We start from the raw sequence: 20,136 nt of genomic DNA on the forward strand, positions 1-20,136 counted from the left end.
GGCCGAGGAGAGCCGCGTGCTCGACCGCTGGCCCGACACCCCGGCCCAGCGGCTCCAGTCGTACAACTTCCCGGACCGGTACGTGCGGCACGCCGACTTCGACGTGCGCATCGACCAGAACGTCACCGGTCCGGACGCCCAGTTCCGGCTGCGGCGCGGCCTGGCGGGCTCCGGCACCGTCTCCTTCGAGTCGGTGAACTACCCCGGTCACTTCCTGCGGCACTCCGGCTACGACTTCCGGCTCGCCCTCGACGACGGCACCTCCCAGTTCGCCGCCGACGCCACCTTCCACCAGGTCGCCGGGCTCGCCGACGCGGGCTGGTCGTCGTTCCGGTCGTACAACCACCCCGACCGCTACATCCGCCACTACGCCTACGAACTCCGCCTCGACCCGGTCACCACCGCGACGGCCCGCAGCGACGCCACCTTCCGCGTGACGAGCTGACCCGCCGACGCCGAACGCGCCGCCTTCACCTCCGTCCCCGGCCCTGCCGACGCGTGCCGCTCGTTCCGTGCCGCGCCCTCGACCACCTGGAAGGACGTATGAGATTCCTCCGACGACGCGGGGCGGGAGTCGCCGTCGCGGCCGCCGCCGTCCTCGCCGGCACGGGCCCGGTCACCGCGGTGCCCGCGTCCGCCGCCACGCCGGGCAACTGGACCTCGGTCCAGCCCGGTGTCGCACAGACCGGCTGCGACGGCGTGCGCGCCACCGTGGCACTCGACGCGAACGGCGCCCTGTCGCTCGGCGCGACCTGGAACTGCCGCCAGGCCCTGGCGCCCGCCCCGATCGGACTCGTCACCGGCCAGACCGACTTCACCACCGGCATGGAGTTCGTCGGACGCACGGACACGCCCGTCTCGTACCGCTACGAGGTCGCGGCGGGCAAGTCCCGCGTCCGCACGCGGTCCGCGACCGAGACGAGACTGGTGTTCGCGAAGGGCTCCGCGCAGATGACCGTGCACGTCCGCACGTCCGCGGACGGTATGGCCCTGCGCTACGAGCTGCCGTCGGGTGCGACCGTGCTGCGCGAGGCGACGTCGTTCCAGCTGCCGGCCGACGCCCAGCTGTCCCGGCAGGTCTTCAGCCCCGATCACGAGCGGGGGTACGTCACCTCCACGGTCGCCGACACCCCTACCGGGTCCTACGACATGGGCATGTTGGCCCAGCAGTCCAACGGGGCCCGGGTGCTGCTCGCCGAGTCCGGTGTGGACGGCGGCTATGCGGGCGGCTGGTTCACCCACACCCAGGGCACCGGCCGGTTCACGGTCGCGCTGGCCGACGCGCAGATCGTGCGGACCGGCGCGTTCAGCACCGCGTGGCGCACCGCCGTCATCGGCAGCACGGCGACGGTCGTGGAATCCACGCTGGTCGACGACGTCGCACCCGCGTCGAAGGTCTCCGACACCTCGTGGATCAAGCCGGGGGTCGCCGCGTGGCCGTGGCTGGACGGCATGTGGGCCACCCAGCGCGACCTGGCCAAGCTCAAGCAGTGGGCCGACTACGCCGCCTCGCAGGGCTGGCCCTATCTCCTGGTGGACGACGGCTGGAAGGACAACCAGGCGATCATTCCCGAGCTGGTGGCCCACGCCCGCGAGCGCGGCGTGCGGATCATGCTCTGGTACCACTGGCAGGACCTGGACACCGCCGCCGAGCGGGACGCCGAGTTCACCAAGATCACCGGGTGGGGTGTCGTCGGCGTCAAGATGGACTTCATGGGATCCGAGAGCCGGGCCCGCCAGCAGTGGTACGACGCGGCCCTGGCCGACACCGCCCGGTACCGGCTGATGGTCGACCTGCACGGCTCGCGCCTGTCCGTCGGCGTCCACCGCACCTGGCCGCACGTGCTGACCAACGAGGCCGTCCGGGGTGAGGAGTACTCCGGCGGCCGGGACATCGGGCACGTGGCCGCGCTCCCGTTCACGCGCGGCGCACTGGGCCCGGCCGACTACTCGCCGATGAGCTTCCAGCAGCGCAACCCCAACAGCGACGCCGCCGAACTCGCCCTCGGCGTGCTCCTGGACAGCGGCATCATGCTGCCCGGCAGCCGCATCCCGGACTACCAGGCCCGGCCCGAGGCACAGCGGTGGCTGCGCATGCTGCCGACCGTGTGGGACGAGACGAAGTACGTCTCGGGCGACCCGCTCACCGGAGGGGTCATCGCGCGCCGCGACGGCGACCGGTGGTTCGTCGGCGCTCTGCGGCGCGGCGGCGCCACCACCGTCAGTTACCCGACCACGTTCCTCGGCTCCGGCACCTGGCACGCGGAGATCACCACCGATGGCTCCGACGGCCTGACCCGCACCAGCAAGGTCGTCCAGGCCGGTGACACGCTGAGCGTCCCGGCGGTCGCGAACGGCGGCCACGTGGTCAGGCTGACCAGGGTCGCGGCCCTCCCGGCCGGGAACCGCACGGTGACCGTCGCCGGCAGCGGCCACGTACTCGACGTGAAGGGCGCGAGCCTCGCGAACGACGCCGAGATCATCCGCTGGCCCGGCTCCGGCGGCGCCAACCAGCGCTTCGCGTTCGTGCCCCTCGGCGACGGCTACACCCGGATCGTCAACCAGGCGAGCGGCAAGGACGTCGTCATCCGGTGGGCCTCCCGCGACGCGGGCGCCAAGGCCGTCCAGTACCCGTACGAGGCCAACGCGAACACCAACGACGAATGGCTGGCGGAAGACGCGGGCAACGGCCGCATCCGGCTCCTCAACCGGCACAGCGGCCTCTACCTCACCGCGGGCGGCGCCCAGGGCGACCAGGTGGAGCAACGCCCGTTCGACGGCGCCGACCACCAGCTGTTCACCGTCTCGTGACGCCCGGCGCCGGGCCGCTGCACTGACGTGGACCTGCCTCACCCCTGTGGTCAGAGCCCACCCCTCACACCGGAGTCGTGGGCTCGAACCACGTGGGTTCGTCGGACAGGGCCTGCTTGATCCTCAGATGCGCGAACCCGTTCAGCTCGGGCAGCGCGTCCACGTCGAACCAGCCGACCTCCAGCGACTCGTCGTCGTTGACCCGTGCCTGGCCGCCGACGGCCCGGCAGTGGAACGAGATGTCCATGTACTGGCACGTGTCGCCGTTGTCGTACGTGACGGGCTGGAGGGCCTGGACGACGAGCACCCGCTCCACCACGCAGTGCACCCCCGTCTCCTCCTCGACCTCCCGCACGGCACACTGGGCGGGCTGCTCACCCGGCTCCGGGATGCCGCCGATCAGGGCCCACTCACCGGTGTCGGAGCGGCGGTTGAGGAGCACTCTGCCGTCGTCGTCGAGGACGACGACGCTGACGCCGGGCAGCCACAGCAGGTCGTTGCCGACGGAGGTCCGGAGCGTACGGATGAAGTCAGGAGTAGCCATGGCCCCGACCCTAACGGGCCCGGTCCGCGGCCCCGTTGCTGCTCCCGGGGCGCACGGCTACACCTGACCGGCGCGTCGCCCGCGCAGACCCGCCCCGATCGCCCAGCCCAGCCCGCCCGCGGCGAGCAGCACCAGCGCGATCTCGGGCAGGATGCCCAGCCGGGTGGCGGGCGTCTCGGAGGAGCGCAGCGGCACCTTCTGCACCAGCGAGTCGGCCACGAACATGCCGGTCCTCTGGGTGATCGTGCCGTCCGGCATGATGATCGCGCTGACGCCGCTGGTCACCGGCACGGTGACGGTCCGGCTGTGCTCCACGGCGCGCACCCGGGACATGGCGAGCTGCTGGTAGGTCATCTCGCTGCGGTCGAAGGTGGCGTTGTTGCTCGGCACCGAGATCATCTGCGCGCCGTCGGTGACGGTGTCGCGCACCGCCCAGTCGAAGGCGGCCTCGTAGCAGGTGGCCAGACCCACCTTGGCGCCGCCGACGGTGAACACGCCCGGCTCGCTGCCGCGGCTGAAGTCCTGGCGGACCATCGACGTCCACTCGGAGTTGATCGCCCCGATGAGGGAGCGCAGCGGCAGGTACTCGCCGAACGGCTGGATCTGCCGCTTGTCGTAGGTCTGCAGCGGGCCCTTGACCGGGTCCCACAGGATCTGCTCGTTCAGCAGCCTGCCGTCGCGCTGCACGACGCCGCCGACGGAGACGGGCACGCCGATCGCCCTGGCCGCCCGGTCGATGACCTCGCGGGCGTCGTCGTTGGCGAACGGGTCGATGTCGGAGGAGTTCTCCGGCCACAGCACGAAGTCGGGCCTGGCGACCTTGCCGGCCTTGACCTCGGCGGCCAGCCGCTCGGTCTCGCGCGCGTGGTAGTCGAGCACGGCCCGGCGCTGGGCGTTGAACTCCAGTCCCGCGCGCGGGACGTTGCCCTGGATGAGCGCGACGGTCACGGTGCCGTTCTCGGCCTCGTCGCTCACCAGCGGCCGGGCGGCCAGGGCGCCGGCCACCGGGACCGCCACGCTGAGCAGGGCGACCGCCGCGGCCGACCGTTGCACGGCCCGGGTGCGCCGCCGCTGCACGGCGAGGCGGGCCGCCTCGTACAGGCCGAAGCCGCACAGGACGACCGCGAAGCCCAGGACGGGGGTGCCGCCCACCGCGGCGAGCGGCAGGAAGACACCGTCGGCCTGCCCGAAGGCGATCTTGCCCCAGGGGAACCCGCTGAACGGCGCACGCGCGCGTGCCGCCTCCGCGGCGATCCACAGGGCCGCCGCCCACACCGGCCATCCCGGCAGCCTGGACATCGCGGCGGCGCCCGCGCCGACCAGTGCGACGAAGACCGCCTCGATCGCGACCAGCGCGAGCCAGGGTCCTGGGCCGACCTCCACGCCCGTCCACACCAGCAGCGGCAGCAGGAAGCCCAGGCCGAAGAGGTAGCCGAGGCCCAGGCCCGCCTTCCAGGTGCGGCCGCGCAGGACCCAGCCGAAGCCGGCGAAGGCCGGCAGGGCCAGCCACCACAGGGTGCGCGGCGGGAAGCTGACGTAGAGCAGCACTCCGGAGAGTGCCGCGGTCAGAGCCGGTACCAGGCGCACGAGTCGCGCCCCGCGCGGGGCGGGCGCGAGCGGCTCCACCTGGTCCGACTCGTCCACGGATGTTGCGGTGACGGTCACTCCGGGAGTGTACGGCGGCCGGGGAGGGCGCCGACAGCGCGGTCCCGGCACCGGCGGCCGCCCCACCTGCCGCAACGTTCCTGCGCTGTACGTCCACAAACCGCCCATCAGCGGTTACGGTGTGCCGGAGCATGTGTCGTACGAGCTGGTCGGGGCCGTGCGGGAAAGGGGTCCCGCGCAGGTCGGGGGCGACCGGGTTGCGGGGGTCGGGGTGGGTGGCACGGGGATGACGGCCGCGTCCGGTCCGGCGGACGAGGGCGACAGACGAAACGTTTCTGATATGGCGGGCGTGGTGGTGCTCGGCGCCTGTGCGGCCTGGGCCCTGATCACCGCCGGGGTGCGGGACGGCCGCCCCGAGGGCGTGCTGCTCGCCATCCTGGCCGTGGCCGCCGGGTACGCGGCGGGACGGATCTGCGGGGCGCTGCTGCCGGTCGCCGCGCCCGCCGCGGCCGCCCTGACCGGAGTGGGTCTGGCCGTCTCCTTCCCGCACCTCGCCCCCGGCCCGCAGTTGGACACGCCGCTCGGCCACGCCGGGGCCATGGCCGCCCTGCTCACCCTCGCCACGGGCGCCGCCTGCTGTGCCGCCTGGGCCGCCGGTGCGTCCGCCCTGCGGCTGGCACTGCGCGCGCTGGCCGTCGCCGTCGCGGTGACCGCGGCCGTCCTCGGCTCGACCACCGGTTTCGTCGTCTGCTTCGCGGTGCTGCTGTGCTCCCTCGCCGCCGGACGGATGCGCAGCCGCGGCCCGGGCATCGCGGGCCTGGCCCTGGCCGCGGCCCTGGTGACCGGTCTGACCTGGGCGGTCGCCGGCCATGCGGTGCCGGCCGGGATGGCCTCGTCCCTGGAGGGGCAGCTGACCGGGCATCGCCTCCGGCTGTGGCACGACGCCCTGCACCTGGCCCGCGAGGACGCCGTTCTGGGCGTGGGCCCGGGACGCTTCGGGGAACTCAGCCCGACCGCGACCAGCACCCTGCTCTCCGACGGCAAGCCGCATTCGGCGCCGCTTCAGCAGGCGGCCGAGCAGGGTGTCGTAGGAGTCGCCCTGCTGGCGGCGGCCTTCTGCTGGGTGCTGTACGCACTGTGGCGCACGCCGCGTCCGACACCCGTGGCGCTCACCGCGGGCGCGGCCCTGACCGGGCTCGCGGCGATCGCCACCGTAGGCAACGCGCTCAGTTTCACCACGGTGTCGGTGGGCGCGGGCCTGCTGGCCGGACTGGCCACGGCCCGCCCCCTGGCCGACGCACCGCCCGCACCGGAACGGAAGGCACGCCCGCGCGGCGACCGGTTGACGCCCTGAGCGGACCTGGCGAGTCCGACCGCGGTTCGGCGGCGCCCCGAAGGGGCACGGGGAACTGCGCGACCGGCCACCACGAGCCCGCGGGCAAGGACGACACACCGCGGCACGTCCGGCGGAGCGCTCAGCCCGCGTCCGGCGTGGCGTCCCTCCTGCCCCGTACGTCGGCGACGGCGTACGGCAGTCCGGGCAGGAGCAGCAGCGCGGCCGCCCACAGGGGCACCGTGAACAGCGTCCCGTCGCCGCCCAGCCACTGGGCGAGCAGCACCACGGGCAGTCCGACCACGCAGCCGACCGCCAGGGTCCTGCCGAACCCCAGGCTGCCGCGTCGCAGCTCCCAGACGACCGTGACCGCGGCTAGGACGGCCCAGAAGACGACGTCGTTGACGCTCACGGCCCGTTCGGTGGTCCACCGGAGCAGACAGGTGGCCAGCAGCAGCCAGCCCATCACGAAACAGACCATGGCCGCCGTGCGCAGCAGGCGGCGGGCGAACGGGGCACGGGCCCGCGCCCAGGAGGCGGCGAACCTCTTGACGTCGTCGCCCACGACGTCCCGGGGCGTACGGCCCGCGGCCGCCGCGTCCTCCAGATGCGCGGAGAGTTCGTCGAGCATCTCCCGGACGGATCCGTCGTCGATGCCCCGGTACTCCCAGTTGCTGCGGCAGACCGCGAGTACCTGCTCGTTCGTCATGGCGCGCTGGTCGGTCATGGTGCGCTCTCCCCCGTTGGTTCTGCGGCGGTCAGAATCCGCCCCACTCGCCCGCTGAAGGCGTGCCACACGGCCCGGCCGCTGGTCAGTTCGGCACGTCCCGCTTCGGTCAGGCGGTAGTACTTGCGCGGGGCGCCACCGCTGGCCGACGGGGCGCGGTACGAGGAGATGAGCTCCTCCCGCTCCAGCCGGGCGAGCAACGGATAGATGCTGCCTTCGCTCACGAGATCGAGCCCGGCGTCGTCGAGCGCGGCCACGAACTCGAAGCCGTAGCGCGGCCGTTCGGCGATCAGCGCCAGCAGGCACAGGTCGAGCACGCCCCGTAGAAGCTGACTGCGACGCTGGTCGCCACCGGCGGGCACCCCCTTTGTCATGCGGTACAAGATAGTCAGCCATTGTCATGCGACACAAGAGTCTTGCGGCGCACGACAACGAGCGGCGGTCAGGGGGTGGGGACGGGCGTGCGAAGATCCCGCCGTGACGATCACCCTGCACAACCTCGACGGCGAGCCTTCGCTGACCTTCCCTGCCGGTACGTCGGCCGCCGATGCCGCGGTGCGGGCTGCCGGGCACGAGCCGAACGGCTACTTCTGGGAAGGGCTGGTGGAGTTCGCCTGGCCGGACCTCGCCGAGCGCCTCGACTTCGACAGCGAGGGCGACATGTTCTGTGCGCTCGGGAGCCCGAAGGACCTCGCGCGGCTCAAGGACGTCCTGGAGCCCGTGATCGTGAGCCCCGACGCGGTGAGCGGGATCGTCGCCCGTGCCGCGGCGGAGGGCTTCGAGTTCGACGACCGACGGCGCCTCCGGCACCGTGGGGCTCAGCGGGTCACGAACGGCTCGGTCAGGTGCGGTGTCGCGAGGTGGAGGGTGCCGTCGGCCGGGTGGTGCAGCATCCTTTCCCGTGAGGACCTGGCCCGCTCGGCGTCCATCTCGTGGGCGTAGGCGAGTTCGGGGTGGAGCAGTTGGACGGCGTGCACGAGCAGGTCACCGGTGACGGCGACCAGGTCCCGGCCGGAGGTGACGAGCACGCTCTGGTGCCCGGGGGTGTGACCGGGCGTGGCCAGCACGCGTTCACCGCCGCGCAGCGGGGTGTCGCCGTCGAGCAGCCGCAGCTGGTCGGCCCTGCGGAGCGGGTCGATCACGGTGGAGCGCAGCTGCGGGTTGATGTCCTCGATCGCGTCGAGCTCGGCCCGCTGCAACAGGTACGCGGCGTTCGGGAAGTACGGCCGCGCCTGCTCGCCGCCGACGACGGCCCAGCCCACGTGGTCGGTGTGCAGGTGGGTGAGCACCACGGTGTCCACCTCGGCCGGGTCGATGCCCGCGGCGGCCAGCGAAGCCGGGAGTTCCCCGGGCACGGGCGCCCATGCGGCCGCCGGGCTGTCGGCCGGGCCGATTCCCGCGTCGACCAGCGTCACACCCCGGTCGCTGCGGATCGCGAACGCGCGGAACCGAAGCCACCAGCGCCCGTCGGCGTCGAGCGCGCCGGGATCGAACCGGTCCGCCGCCGCCCACTGCGCGGCGGTGGCCTCGGGGAACGCCTGCGACCGGGGCGAGAAGAAGGGGCCCGCGCCGTCGGCGAGCGCGATCACGGTGTACGGGCCGGCCTGGAGGGAAGGAGGCATCCTCCAGATGATGCCACCGGCGGGCGGCCCAAGATCGGGCGGGCTGGCCGGAGTTCGTCGACCACGCACGGGCCGGGGTTGCCTCGGTCGTGCGTCCGCTGCGGGAACCCGGTCACCGGACGCGGCCGCTCACTGCGTACGGCGCCGGTTTCAGTGCGCCGTACCCGGCGTCCCCGAGCGCAGCCGGTCCCTGATGACCCGGACCGCGGCCTCGGCGTCGTCGACGGTGACGGTGAAGGTGTGGCCGTCCCACAGCCGCAGCACGATCCCCTCACCCCGCCGTACGACGACGGCGGTGCCCTTCTCGGGCCGCCAGCGGTAGCCCCAGCCGCCCCAGTGGCGCGGGGTGACGACGGGGGCGAACTCGGCGCCCGCGACATGGGACAGGGGGATGCGGCGGCGCGGCACGCCCATGTGGCCGCAGCGTACTTCGAGGGACTCCTTGTCGACCCTCAGAGCCACGTGCACGAAGGCCAGGGTGCCGAAGAGCACCAGCAGCCCGGCCGCGATGCAGCCGACGACGGCCATGGCGAGCGGGGCCACGCCGGAGGTCCAGGCCGAGTCGACGGCCAGCTCGATGCCGAGCGCCATGCAGGCGGCTCCGACGAGCGCCAGCAGCCACTGGATCCGGTTCGTGGCACGCCCGGTCCAGACGTCGGGATGCGGCGTGTGCTCGCCGTGGGGGTGGTCCCTCATGCCTACGAGCGTACTCAGGTTTCGCTGTGCGGGTAGCGCGATGCACAGGGTGACTGGGCCGACCGGACCCCGGCGTGGCCGAAAACGCCGGTCAGGTCACCGGGCGGGGGCGGCCGCCCGCAGCAGCCGCCCCTCCTCGTAGGTGAGGGCGGCCTCGGGCAGCGTGCCCTCGCGTCCGCTCAGCAGCACCGTCAGGGTTCCCTCGGGGTCGGCCTCGGGGGCGGGCAGCTCGCCGAGGCGGCGCAGGGCCTGGGCGGCGACGGCCCCCGCGGAGCCGTGCAGGACCAGCGGCGGGCGGCCGGGGCGCTGCACGGCGGCCCGAATGCGTTCGGCGACCAGCTCGTAGTGGGTGCAGCCGAGAACGACGGTGGTGACGTCGTCGGGGGTCAGGGCGGCGGCCGCGGCGACGGCGGCGTCGATCGCGTCCTCGTCCGCCTGTTCCACGGCCTCGGCGAGCCCGTGGCAGGGCACCTCGGTCGCGGTCACGCCGCCGGCGAACTGCTCGATCAGTCCGCGCTGGTAGGGGCTGGCGGTGGTGGCGGGCGTCGCCCAGATCGCGAAGGGGCCGCCGCCGGCCGCGGCGGGCTTGATCGCCGGGACCGTGCCGATCACCGGGATGCCGGGCTCCAGGCGGGCGCGCAGGGCGGGCAGGGCGTGCACGGTCGCGGTGTTGCAGCCGACGATCAGGGCGTCGGGCCGGCGGGCGGCGGCGGCCTCGGCGACGGCCACGGCACGCGCGGTGAGGTCCTCGGGCGTGCGCGGTCCCCAGGGCATGCCGTCGGGGTCGAGGGAGAGGACGAGATCTGCGTCGGGTCGCAGTCGCCGTACCGCGGCAGTGGCCGCCAGCAAGCCGATTCCGGAGTCCATCAGCGCGATCTTCACCCGGCCACGATAGACGATGGCCCCGTGCGGGCCCCTTCGGTGGGGCAGACTGCGCGGGTGAGCGCCTTCGTGTGGATCGCCGTGGGATCACTGGCCGCCTGGCTGTGGCTGCTGCTGTGCCAGGGCTTCTTCTGGCGTACGGACGTACGCCTGCCCGCCCGGCGGGAACCGGCGCGGTGGCCGGACGTCTGTGTCGTCGTCCCCGCGCGCGACGAGGCGGCGGTGCTGCCCGACAGCCTGCCCTCGCTGCTCGCCCAGGACTATCCGGGCCGGGCGGAGGTCTTCCTCGTCGACGACGGCAGCACGGACGGCACCGGGCGCCTGGCGCGGGAGCTGGCCGAGCGGTACGGCGGGCTGCCGCTGACCGTGGACTCCCCGGGCGAGCCCCCGGCGGGCTGGACGGGCAAGCTGTGGGCGGTGCGCCACGGCATCGCGCTGGCCCGCGCGCGGGAGCCCGAGTACCTGCTGCTCACCGACGCCGACATCGCCCATGCGCCCGACAGTCTCAGGGAGCTGGTGGCCGCGGCGGACACCGGCGGCTTCGACCTCGTCTCGCAGATGGCCCGGCTGCGGGTGGCGAGCATGTGGGAGCGGCTGGTCGTGCCGGCCTTCGTCTACTTCTTCGCGCAGCTGTATCCGTTCCGCCGGATCGGCCGGAAGGGGACGCGGATGGCGGCCGCGGCGGGCGGCTGTGTCCTGCTGCGCACCGAAGCGGCCGAGCGGGCCCGCATTCCGGACGCCATCCGGCACGCCGTCATCGACGACGTGGCGCTCGCGCGGGCCGTGAAGGCCGGTGGCGGGCACATCTGGCTCGGGCTGGCCGACCGGGTGGACAGCGTGCGCCCCTATCCCCTCCTGCACGACCTGTGGCGGATGGTCTCCCGCAGCGCGTACGCGCAGCTGCGGCACAGCCCGCTGCTGCTGGCCGGTACGGTCGCGGGCCTGGCGCTGGTGTACCTGGTGCCGCCCGTGGCCCTGGTGGCGGGCGCGGCGGCGGGGAGCCCTGCGACGGCGGTGGCGGGCGGTCTGGCGTGGCTGGTGATGACCGGCACGTACGTCCCGATGCTGCGCTACTACCGTCAGCCGCTGTGGCTCGCTCCGCTGCTGCCGTTCACGGCGGCGCTGTACCTGCTGATGACGGTGGATTCCGCGGTGCAGCACCGCCGGGGGCGCGGCGCGGCCTGGAAGGGCCGCACCTACGCCCGTCCGGAGGCGGTTCCCGACGAGGGGTGAGCGCTCACTTGCGGCCGGGGGTCCAGTTCATGCCCCAGCCGTAGGCGTAGTCGACGGTCCGCTGCGGGCTCACCCCGCGTTCGGGCACCAGGTAGCGGGCCTCGCGCTGGACGACGAGGTCGCCGCCGTTGTTGGTGATCAGGGCGAGGGCGCACACCGTGGAGGGGACCGTGCACTCGTCGAGGGAGAAGTCGATCGGGGCGCCGAACTGCGGGGTCAGGGTGACCGTGGCGTGCAGGTCGGCGAAGGATCGCGCGCCCTCGTAGATGGTGACGAAGACGAGGATGCGCCGGAAGTACTGCTTGTGGTCGAGGTTGACGGACAGGTTCTCGCCGCTGGCCACGGCGCCGGTGCGGTCGTCGCCGTCGAGGTGGATGAACGGGGGCTGGTGGAGGGCGCCGAAGGCGTTGCCGAGGGCCTGGACGACGCCCTTGCTGCCGTCGGAGAGCTCGTACAGGGCGCACAGGTCGAGGTCGAGGTCGTTGTGCATGGCGACCGGGCGGCCCAGTTTGCTCGCCCATCCCGAGAACTGCTTGCGCACCTCCCAGTTGAGGTTCACGTGCAGGGTGCCGGAGGTTCCGCCCTGCTTGGTCAGCGAGACCGACGGTGCCGCCTTGGTGAGCGTGACCTTGGAGAGGCTGACCGGGGCGGCGGGGGGCGGCGCCTGCGGCATGGGCGGGGCGGCGGGCGGGGGCATGGTGACGGCGGGGGCGGGAGGCGTGGGCGCCTGGGGTGCGGGGGCGGCGGGGGCCGCCTGCTGGGGTTCGTCCACCGTGATGCCGTAGTCGGTGGCCAGGCCCTCGAGGCCGGTGCCGTAGCCCTGGCCGACCGCGCGGAACTTCCACGCGCCCTGGCGGCGGTAGAACTCGCCGAGCACGAAGGCCGTTTCGACGCTCGCGCCCGCGCTGTCGAAGCGGGCGGCCACGGTGCCCTGCGCGGCGTCCTTGACCTCGATGTACAGGTCGGGGACCTGGCCGAAGGAACCGCCGTCCGAGGAGGCGGCGAGGATCACCGTCTCGATCTCGGGCTCCACGCGCGCGAGGTCGACGAGGAGGGTGTCGGTCACCCGGCCGCCGGCGTCCCGCTTGCCCTCGTGGCGGACCGCGCCGGAGGAGTGGGCCGGCTGGTTGTAGAAGACGAAGTCCGCGTCGGAACGGACCTTTCCGCCGACGAGCAGCAGCGCCGAGGCGTCGGCGTCGGGCACCCCCGGCCCCGACCGCCAGCCCAATTCGACGCGCAGCGCCGTCGTCGGCACCGGAACATTCGATCCTTTCGGCATTGACATGTCCGCCCCCATCACGTGTCGGCACGCCAGGTCGGGCCCCGGCAGTCCATTCGTTGCTGTCCTGGGCCAACCTATTCCCCGGCGCGCGGAACTCCCATCAGGGGCACGGCAAGATCCGTGGTCAACCGCCGGTAACCCGCCCGGAACTCGGTCTTTACCCGATCCGAACGCCGATCGGCGCCCCTTTTTGCCAAGTTCGCTCACATTGGGGATCCCACGCCTCTGCCGACACGGAAAACAACCCTCTTATCGGTCTCCCCAACCAGCACATCGTGGGCTTACCTTATGTGCCATGACCTCCCCCCGCTCCACTTATGGCGGCGGCTACTACTCCGCCTCCTTCCCGGACACTCCGATCTACGACTCGCTCGTGGCCGAGCGGGGCACCCCGCAGATCGCCCCGATCCGGGTCCCCGCCGCCTACGACACGGGCAGCAGCCACCTGCCCGCGCTCCCGTCGGCGCTGCCCGCCCTCCCGGCGGCCCCGTCCCAGCCCTCGTACGGCTACCCGCAGGCGGCGCAGCCCGCCCCGCTGCAGCAGGCGCCGGCCGCCTACATCCCGCAGCAGGCGTCCGCGCCCCGCGGCTATCCCGGTCCGCAGGCCCAGCAACCGCGGCCGATGATGCCCGGCACAGGCTACGAGGCGATGCGCCCCGCGGCCCCCCGCCCGGCGCCGACGCCGTATCAGGACCCGTACAACAACCAGCAGTACCGCGGCTACTGACCTCTCCTGCGGCTCCTGAGCGCCTGCTGGCACGATGAGCTCATGGGGAAGGCAGAACTGCAGGCGATTCACGTCCATCCGGTCAAGGCGTTCCGAGGCACCGCGCCGAGGGAGTCCCTCGTGGAGCCCTGGGGGCTGGCCGGGGACCGTCGCTGGACGGTGATCGACGACGGGGGAAAGGTCGTCACACAACGTCAGCAGCCGCGCCTGGCGAAGGCCGCCGCCGAGCTTCTGCCCGGCGGCGGCCTTCGGCTGTCCGCGCCCGGCATGCCGCCGCTGACCGTGCCGGTGCCGCGCCCGGACAGCACCCTCGCGGTCCAGGTCTTCCGCGACAAGGTCGAGGCGGTCCTCGCCGAGGACGACGCCGCGCACGCCTGGTGCAGCACCTACCTCGGCGCCGACGTGCGGCTGGTGCACATGGACGACCCGGCCACCCGCCGGCCCGTCGATCCCGACTACGCGCGGCCGGGCGAGACCGTCAGCTTCGCCGACGGCTATCCGCTGCTGCTGACCTCGGCCGCGTCCCTGGACGCCCTCAACCGCCTGATCGCCCAGGGCGAGCACGCCGACGAGGGGCCGCTGCCCATGAACCGGTTCCGGCCGAACGTCGTCGTCTCCGGCGCGCCCGCCTGGGCCGAGGACGACTGGTCGCGCATCGCCATCGGGGATGTCGTCTTCCGGGTCGCCAAGATGTCGGGGCGGTGCGTCGTCACCACCGTCGACCAGGCCACCGCCGAGCGCGGCAGGGAGCCCCTGCACTCCCTCGGACGCCACCGGCGCAAGGACGGCAAGGTCGTCTTCGGGCAGAACCTGGTGCCGCTGACCGGCGGCACCATCCGCGTCGGCGACCCCGTCACGCCCCTGGCCTGACCGGGAATCTCCCGCTCCCCGCAGCCGGGCGGGAACCGCCGCCGCGGGGCCGGTCGTTGAGCGGGGCGCGAGCAGGTCATGAGAGGCTCCCGGCCGCAGGGGGTATCGCTCTCTCGTCGACCGGGCTCGCGCGTGAACGGCTCCGCCGGGGGCGGTCGCACAGCGGGAAGGGGGTGCAGGAGACGGTGCGAGCGATCAGCGGACTCTGGCGCTGGCGGCACAATCCGCTGCGCCGCGCGACCGACCTGGCCGAGGCCTGGCTGGCCGTGGCCGCCCTGCTGGCCGTGCTGGTCGCGGCCCCCGTGGCGGGCGCCGTCGTCGGCGGCCTCGCCCAGGACGCCCTGCAGGAGTCCGTGCGCCAACAGCGGTCCTCGCGCCACCTGGTGACCGCCACCGTCCTCGCCGAACTGGGCAGAGCGCCCCTGGACGCCGATCCCGAGGCCGCGGCGGGACGCGAGCCGCGCACCCGCGTCCAGGCCGACTGGACCGCCCCGGACGGCACCGCGCGCAGCGGCGCGGTCACGGCCGCCCTCGACGCCCCGCGGCCCGGCGACCGCTTCGCGCTGTGGACCGACCGTCAGGGCCGCCCGGCGGCCCGCCCGCTGGACTCCGCGACCGCCACCACCCACGCCGTGCTCGCCGGGTTCGGCGCGGCCCTGGTGAGCATCGGCCTGGTCGAGACGGTGCGCCGGCTGATCGTCTGGCACATGGTCCGCCGCCGGTACGCACGCCTGGAGCAGGCCTGGATACGCGTGGGCCCCGACTGGGGCCGGGCGGGCACCGGCTGCTGACGGCCTTCCGCCTCTGGTCAACCCGATGCGTGCGCGCACGCTACGGTGGACCGGCCGAGGTCCTCGGCGACCAACCCGCGGACAACGAGGTGGGGGCACAGCAACGCCATGGCACAGGGCACGGTCCAGGTGACGCACACCGGCACGTCGCGGTGGCGGCGCCGCACAGGTGAGTACGCATCGCTCGCCGCAGCCCTGGAGGCGGCGGCCGACGGTGATGTCCTCACCGTCGCCCCCGGCACCTACCGGGAGAACCTCGTCGTGCAGCGGGCGGTGACCCTGCGCGGCCCGGAGAACTCCCCCGGCTCGGTGCGGATCGCGCCCGTGGACGGAGTGCCGCTCACGGTACGGGCCTCGGCGGTCGTCCAGGACCTGCACGTGGAGGGCCAGGACGCGGCGGCGCCCGCCCTGCTCGTGGAGGAGGGCACACCGGAGCTGGCCGACATCCGGATCGTCACCCGCTCCGCGGCCGGCATCGAGGTGCGCGGCGGCGCCCGCCCCACCGTGCGGCGCTGCACGGTCGACAACCCCGCGGGCGTCGGCATCGCCGTACTCGACGGCGGGGGCGGGGTGTTCGAGGAGTGCGAGGTCGTCGCGGCCGGCCAGTCCGGCGTCGCGGTGCGCGGCGGGGCCCACCCCCGTCTGGAGCGCTGCCGGGTGCACCACACCTCGGGCGCGGGCCTGAGCGCGACCGGCGAGAACTCCGCGCTGGAGGCCGTCGGTTGCGAGATCTACGAGGTCCGCGGCAGCGGCGTGCAGATCACCGCCCGGGCCACCGGCCACCTCACCGACTGCGATGTGCACCGCACCACGGCCGACGGCGTCACCCTCGACACCGACGCCGTGCTCACGCTCGCCGACTGCCGCATCCACGACATCCCGGAGAACGCGGTCGACCTGCGTTCCCGCTCCGTGCTGACGCTGACCCGCACCAGCGTGCGGCAGTTCGGGCGCAACGGCCTGTCCGTGTGGGACCCGGGCACCCGCGTCGACGCCAACCAGTGCGAGATCTTCGACAGCACCGGCGACTACCCGGCCGTGTGGGTCAGCGACGGGGCGACCGTGGTGCTGGACTCCTGCCGGGTGCACGACGTGCCGGACGCCCTGTTCGTCCTGGACCGCGGCTCGCGCGCGGACGTCGTGGACAGCGACCTGTCCCAGGTGCGCAACACGGCCGTGTCGGTGAGCGACGGCGCCACCGCGCAGCTCGACGACTGCCGCATCCGGGACGCGGCGACCGGGGCCTGGTTCCGCGACCACGGCAGCGGCGGCACCCTCAACAACTGCTCCCTGGACGGCATGCAGACCGGCGTGATCGTCACCAAGGGCGCCGACCCCACCATCGAGCGCTGCACGGTCGACTCCCCCGCCGAGGCCGGCTTCTACGTCTCCGCCGGCGGCCGGGGCTCCTTCCTCGACTGCCGGGTCACCGGCAGCGCCGGCTACGGCTTCCACGTCATCGACGGCTGCCGCACGACGCTGAAGAAGTGCCGGACCGAGCGCTGCGCACGCGGCGGTTACGAGTTCGCCGACGGCGGCCCCGACCCGGCGTCCGGGACCGGGCCCGTGGTGGAGGACTGCACCGGCGACGAGAGCGGGGGGCTCAGGCAGCCGGCCGCGGTCCGCGAGACCGCCGTACAGACCCTCACGCAGTCACCGGGCCTGCTCGGCACGGTCCCCGGCCCGCGGCCGAGCGAACCGGAGGCGCCGGCCGAGCCGGTCCGCACCTCCAAGGACGTCCTCGGCGAACTCGACGCGCTGGTCGGCCTGGACAGCGTCAAGCGCGAGGTCCGCGCGCTCACCGACATGATCGAGGTGGGCCGGCGCCGCCAGCAGGCGGGACTGAAGGCCGCCTCCGTCAAGCGGCACCTGGTCTTCACCGGCTCCCCCGGCACCGGCAAGACCACCGTCGCCCGGCTCTACGGCGAGATCCTCGCCTCCCTCGGGGTGCTGGACAAGGGCCACCTCGTGGAGGTGTCCCGGGTCGACCTGGTCGGCGAGCACATCGGATCCACCGCGATCCGCACCCAGGAGGCCTTCGACAGGGCACGCGGCGGTGTGCTGTTCATCGACGAGGCGTACGCGCTGTCCCCGGAGGACTCGGGCCGGGACTTCGGCAAGGAGGCCATCGACACACTGGTGAAGCTGATGGAGGACCACCGCGACGCGGTCGTGGTGATCGTCGCCGGCTACACCGCGGAGATGGAACGCTTCCTTTCCGTCAACCCCGGTGTGGCGTCCCGGTTCTCGCGCACCATCACCTTCTGCGACTACGACGCGGGGGAACTGCTGCGGATCGTGGAGCAGCAGGCCGAGGAGCACGAGTACCGGCTGGCGCCCGGCGCTCCGGAGGCCCTGCTGAAGTACTTCACCGACCTGCCCAAGGGGCCCGCGTTCGGCAACGGCCGTACCGCGCGCCAGACGTTCGAGGCGATGGTGGAGCGGCACGCCAGCCGGGTGGCCCAGCTGGCGGAGCCCAGCACCGACGACCTGACCCTGCTCTACGCGGAGGACCTGCCCGAGGTGTCCTGAGCCCGCGGGGCCGGCAGCTCGGGCCGGAGGCGGGCCAGCAGCCGCGCGCGTTCCTCGGCGAACGCCGGGTCGGCCTGGTAGTCGGAGTGACCGAGGATCGGCGCGGGCAGCGGGTGCAGGTCGGTGCGGCCGTACGCCATCGGGTCCTTCAGCGCGGCACGGTCCACCTCCGGTCCGCAGTCGCCGGGCAGCCGCACCGGGCCGCCGATGGGGTCGGTGGGCCGGTGCAGATTGCGCCAGCAGTCCACCTCGTGGTGCAGGGCGCTGAGCGCGGCCGGGCCGAAGTGGGCCGGGAACCAGCGGCCGTACAGGCGCTCCAGGGGGGAGCCGTAGGTCAGCAGGGCGACCCGCTTGCGTACCGAGGGTTTCAGCTGCCAGGCGGCGGCCGCGGCCAGGACGCTGCCCTGGGAGTGGCCGGACAGCACGAGCCGGCCGCCGGTGGCGCGGGTCCAGGTGGCCATCCGCCAGGTCAGGTCGGGCACCGCGCGCTCGGCGTAGCAGGGCGGGGCGAAGGGGTGGGCGGCGCGCGGCCAGAAGGTGCCGACGTCCCACAGGATGCCGATGGTGCGCCGCGCGGAGGCGTCCTTGTAGGCGCGCCGGCCCCAGGTGACGAACAGTATGAAGCCCAGGCCGATCAGCCAGGAGCCCAGCGCCTGCGCGGTCTCGGCGGCCCCCTGGACGAAGTCGTGCGCCGGCTCGGCGGCCTGCGCGGGGGTCTCGTCGCTCGTCAGGGCGCCCACGAGGGCGGCCGCGCCCAGCAGCAGGGTGGAGGCGGAGACGACGGCGACCAGGAGCGGGCCCCGGTCGGTGAGGCCGGCCATCGCGCGCGTGTGGGCGATCCGGCGGGTGCGCGCGGGATCCTTGGGTTCGTCCGGGTAGTCCCGCTCCACCAGGGCGCGTTCGGCGCGGCTCAGTCGCCAGGTGTCCCGGCCGGCCCACAGGCACAGCAGGAGCACCAGGAGCAGCAGCGGCGGGATCACGGACGCCTGCCAGGTGAGCACGACCGGCGGTCCGTCGATGGACGCGCCGGTGCCGTCCAGCCAGTCGGACACGCGTTGGGCGACTCCGCCGGACATCACTCCGCCGAGGGCGCAGGCCAGCATGGCGACCGCGGGCCCGCCCTGGCCGTGCAGCGCCGCCCGCGCGTCGGGGTGAGTGCGGTGCAGGAGGTGGGCGATCACGCCCAGGACGATGACGATCAGGCCCTGCGCGAAGGCGAGGGCGCCGAAGGCCGCGTCGCCCGGCAGCCGGCCGCCGGACTCCCACCCCGGGCGCTCCCAGCCGGCGTACACCAGGGTCAGGGCCAGCAGAGCGAGCGCGGCGAGCGGCAGGCGTCGTACCAGGCGCCGGTCGAGTTCCCGGTCCAGGCGTCGCTCGCTGCGGCCCCGGCGGCACACGACCCACACCACGACGGCCGCTCCGGCGACGAGCGCCGCCTCCAGCAGGCGGCCCAGCGCGTCGAGGGCCGCCGGGCCGCCGGGACGGTGGTCGAAGGCGGCCGCCGAGGTGCCGACGGCCGCGGCGACGGTCAGCAGACCGGCGGCGGTGTGGGCGGCGCGCAGCCGGGCGACCAGGCGCCGGCCGTACCAGAAGCCGGGGCGGCCGAGCGCGGTGCGGTCGGTGTCCTCGTCGGGTTCCCGCTCACGGGTCAGCGGCTGCTGGGACTCGTAGGCGCTCCAGGTGCGGTGGGAGAGGTACCAGAGCAGGCCGGTGAGGGCGAGGGGGATCAGGGCGGCCAGGGCGAGGCGGCGGCCGGGGCGGCTCCACCAGCCGCCGGCGGAGTCCTCGGGGGTGAGGAAGCCCAGCCAGGAGTGCCGGTCGGCGCACGCGCGGGTGCCCGCGCACTGCCAGGCCGCCAGGTCGAGCGCCACCTCGCAGGCCGCCGCGACCAGCAGGACCGTCAGCGAGAGCCCGGCGAGGCGGACCAGCAGGCCGTAGAACCGGACGGTGCGGGCCCGCCCGCGGGTGCTGGGGCGCATCCAGTGGGCGAGGTTCACCACCATGAACGGCAGGAGCAGCAGCCACAGGGCGCGGGCCCCGTTGCCGGAGGTGAGGTTGCACCAGACGTACGCCTCCGGCACGGGCCTGCCGCGGTAGTCCTCCGGCCGGGACTCGGCGTCGGCGTCGTCGGCGCGCCGGAAGACGGCCGCCGTGTCGTCGCCGGTGATCCGCACGGTGCGCGGATCGTCCAGCATCTCCTCGGGGGTGGTGCCGCCCACCCCGTGGACCAGGAGCTCCAGGGCGGTTTCCGCCTTCTCGGTGCCCTCGGTCTTCTCGGTCTTCTCGGTCTTCTCGGTTTCCCCGGTCCGCGGGGCGTTCGAGGCGTCTTCCGGCGCACGCTCCACTGTTCGCACTTCCCCCGTGACGAGCCGTCGGCTTGTGTCCGTGCGGGCACAAGGATCTCCGCTGCGGGGGCGGCGCACACCCGTCGTCACCGAATCTCCCCGATCCGGGTGACCGGCTTCGGGCGGGTGGCATGCG

The 20,136-nt window shown here is 73.9% G+C and carries 17 protein-coding genes and 1 pseudogene; 9 read left to right on the forward strand and 9 right to left on the reverse strand.

Going from position 1 to position 20,136, the window contains the following annotated elements:
* Together ICC28_RS17425 and ICC28_RS17430 are read left to right on the forward strand one after the other, a co-directional pair.
* On the forward strand, window positions 1-445 hold a 445-nt coding region (locus ICC28_RS17425; protein WP_188289508.1), incomplete at its 5' end, for an AbfB domain-containing protein.
* 98 nt (window positions 446-543) lie between these two features.
* On the forward strand, window positions 544-2,811 hold the full coding sequence (locus ICC28_RS17430) for a glycoside hydrolase family 97 catalytic domain-containing protein (protein ID WP_188289509.1): 2,268 nt from the start codon (window positions 544-546) through the stop codon (window positions 2,809-2,811).
* Between the two features lie 64 nt (window positions 2,812-2,875).
* Here the strand turns inward: ICC28_RS17430 and ICC28_RS17435 are convergent, their stop codons facing one another.
* Both ICC28_RS17435 and lnt read right to left on the reverse strand, forming a co-directional pair.
* Window positions 2,876-3,355, reverse strand: coding sequence for an NUDIX hydrolase (locus ICC28_RS17435; RefSeq protein ID WP_188289510.1), 480 nt, complete (start codon window positions 3,353-3,355; stop codon window positions 2,876-2,878).
* 57 nt (window positions 3,356-3,412) lie between these two features.
* Window positions 3,413-5,020 (reverse strand): apolipoprotein N-acyltransferase, encoded by a 1,608-nt coding sequence (gene lnt / locus ICC28_RS17440; RefSeq protein WP_188289511.1) that lies wholly within the window; start codon window positions 5,018-5,020, stop codon window positions 3,413-3,415.
* Window positions 5,021-5,300: 280 nt separating this feature from the next.
* Between lnt and ICC28_RS17445 the strand changes: the two genes are divergently transcribed.
* Window positions 5,301-6,314 carry an O-antigen ligase family protein gene (locus ICC28_RS17445; RefSeq protein ID WP_223189024.1) on the forward strand — a complete coding sequence of 338 codons (1,014 nt, stop codon included), beginning with the start codon at window positions 5,301-5,303 and terminating at the stop codon, window positions 6,312-6,314.
* A 121-nt stretch (window positions 6,315-6,435) separates the two neighbouring features.
* Here the strand turns inward: ICC28_RS17445 and ICC28_RS17450 are convergent, their stop codons facing one another.
* Together ICC28_RS17450 and ICC28_RS17455 are read right to left on the reverse strand one after the other, a co-directional pair.
* Window positions 6,436-7,020, reverse strand: coding sequence for a hypothetical protein (locus tag ICC28_RS17450; protein ID WP_188289513.1), 585 nt, complete (start codon window positions 7,018-7,020; stop codon window positions 6,436-6,438).
* Window positions 7,017-7,394 carry a PadR family transcriptional regulator gene (locus ICC28_RS17455; RefSeq protein ID WP_188289514.1) on the reverse strand — a complete coding sequence of 126 codons (378 nt, stop codon included), beginning with the start codon at window positions 7,392-7,394 and terminating at the stop codon, window positions 7,017-7,019. Before ICC28_RS17455 ends, ICC28_RS17450 begins: the two co-directional genes overlap by 4 nt.
* On the opposite strand from ICC28_RS17455, the pseudogene ICC28_RS40590 reads away from it, so the two are divergent.
* Window positions 7,393-7,746: pseudogene (locus ICC28_RS40590) on the forward strand (Imm51 family immunity protein); the annotation flags it as partial. The gene ICC28_RS17455 and the pseudogene ICC28_RS40590 sit on opposite strands and share 2 nt — an antisense overlap.
* Before the next feature lie 92 nt (window positions 7,747-7,838).
* Here ICC28_RS40590 and ICC28_RS17460 read toward each other — a convergent pair.
* From ICC28_RS17460 to ICC28_RS17470, 3 genes are all read right to left on the reverse strand, one after another.
* Entirely contained in the window at window positions 7,839-8,642 is an 804-nt protein-coding gene (locus ICC28_RS17460; RefSeq protein WP_188289515.1) for an MBL fold metallo-hydrolase, read from the reverse strand.
* 150 nt (window positions 8,643-8,792) lie between these two features.
* Window positions 8,793-9,338 carry a hypothetical protein gene (locus ICC28_RS17465; RefSeq protein ID WP_188289516.1) on the reverse strand — a complete coding sequence of 182 codons (546 nt, stop codon included), beginning with the start codon at window positions 9,336-9,338 and terminating at the stop codon, window positions 8,793-8,795.
* 96 nt (window positions 9,339-9,434) lie between these two features.
* Window positions 9,435-10,220, reverse strand: a complete 786-nt coding sequence (locus ICC28_RS17470; RefSeq protein ID WP_188289517.1) for a glutamate racemase — start codon at window positions 10,218-10,220, stop codon at window positions 9,435-9,437.
* 39 nt (window positions 10,221-10,259) lie between these two features.
* On the opposite strand from ICC28_RS17470, the gene ICC28_RS17475 reads away from it, so the two are divergent.
* Window positions 10,260-11,453: a glycosyltransferase gene (locus ICC28_RS17475; RefSeq protein WP_188289725.1), complete on the forward strand. Its 1,194-nt coding sequence runs from the start codon at window positions 10,260-10,262 to the stop codon at window positions 11,451-11,453.
* A gap of 4 nt (window positions 11,454-11,457) precedes the next feature.
* On the opposite strand, the gene ICC28_RS17480 is transcribed toward ICC28_RS17475, so the two are convergent.
* A complete protein-coding gene (locus ICC28_RS17480) occupies window positions 11,458-12,732 on the reverse strand; it encodes a TerD family protein (protein ID WP_188289518.1) in 1,275 nt (424 codons plus the stop codon).
* Between the two features lie 298 nt (window positions 12,733-13,030).
* On the opposite strand from ICC28_RS17480, the gene ICC28_RS17485 reads away from it, so the two are divergent.
* The 4 genes from ICC28_RS17485 to ICC28_RS17500 all read left to right on the forward strand — a co-directional run bounded on the left by ICC28_RS17485 (window position 13,031) and on the right by ICC28_RS17500 (window position 17,655).
* The gene (locus tag ICC28_RS17485; RefSeq protein WP_188289519.1) at window positions 13,031-13,462 is read left to right on the forward strand and encodes a DUF6643 family protein; all 432 of its coding nucleotides are present in this window, start codon (window positions 13,031-13,033) and stop codon (window positions 13,460-13,462) included.
* A 42-nt stretch (window positions 13,463-13,504) separates the two neighbouring features.
* The gene (locus ICC28_RS17490) at window positions 13,505-14,332 is read left to right on the forward strand and encodes an MOSC domain-containing protein (RefSeq protein WP_188289520.1); all 828 of its coding nucleotides are present in this window, start codon (window positions 13,505-13,507) and stop codon (window positions 14,330-14,332) included.
* A 185-nt stretch (window positions 14,333-14,517) separates the two neighbouring features.
* Entirely contained in the window at window positions 14,518-15,123 is a 606-nt protein-coding gene (locus tag ICC28_RS17495) for a hypothetical protein (protein WP_188289521.1), read from the forward strand.
* Between the two features lie 108 nt (window positions 15,124-15,231).
* Window positions 15,232-17,655, forward strand: coding sequence for a right-handed parallel beta-helix repeat-containing protein (locus ICC28_RS17500; RefSeq protein ID WP_188289522.1), 2,424 nt, complete (start codon window positions 15,232-15,234; stop codon window positions 17,653-17,655).
* On the opposite strand, the gene ICC28_RS17505 is transcribed toward ICC28_RS17500, so the two are convergent.
* Window positions 17,625-20,000 carry a hypothetical protein gene (locus ICC28_RS17505; RefSeq protein WP_188289523.1) on the reverse strand — a complete coding sequence of 792 codons (2,376 nt, stop codon included), beginning with the start codon at window positions 19,998-20,000 and terminating at the stop codon, window positions 17,625-17,627. The genes ICC28_RS17500 and ICC28_RS17505 overlap by 31 nt on opposite strands.
* Window positions 20,001-20,136 lie beyond the last annotated feature (136 nt).

Origin of the sequence: Streptomyces sp. TRM68416, assembly GCF_014596915.1 — a bacterium.
Taxonomy (GTDB): domain Bacteria; phylum Actinomycetota; class Actinomycetes; order Streptomycetales; family Streptomycetaceae; genus Streptomyces.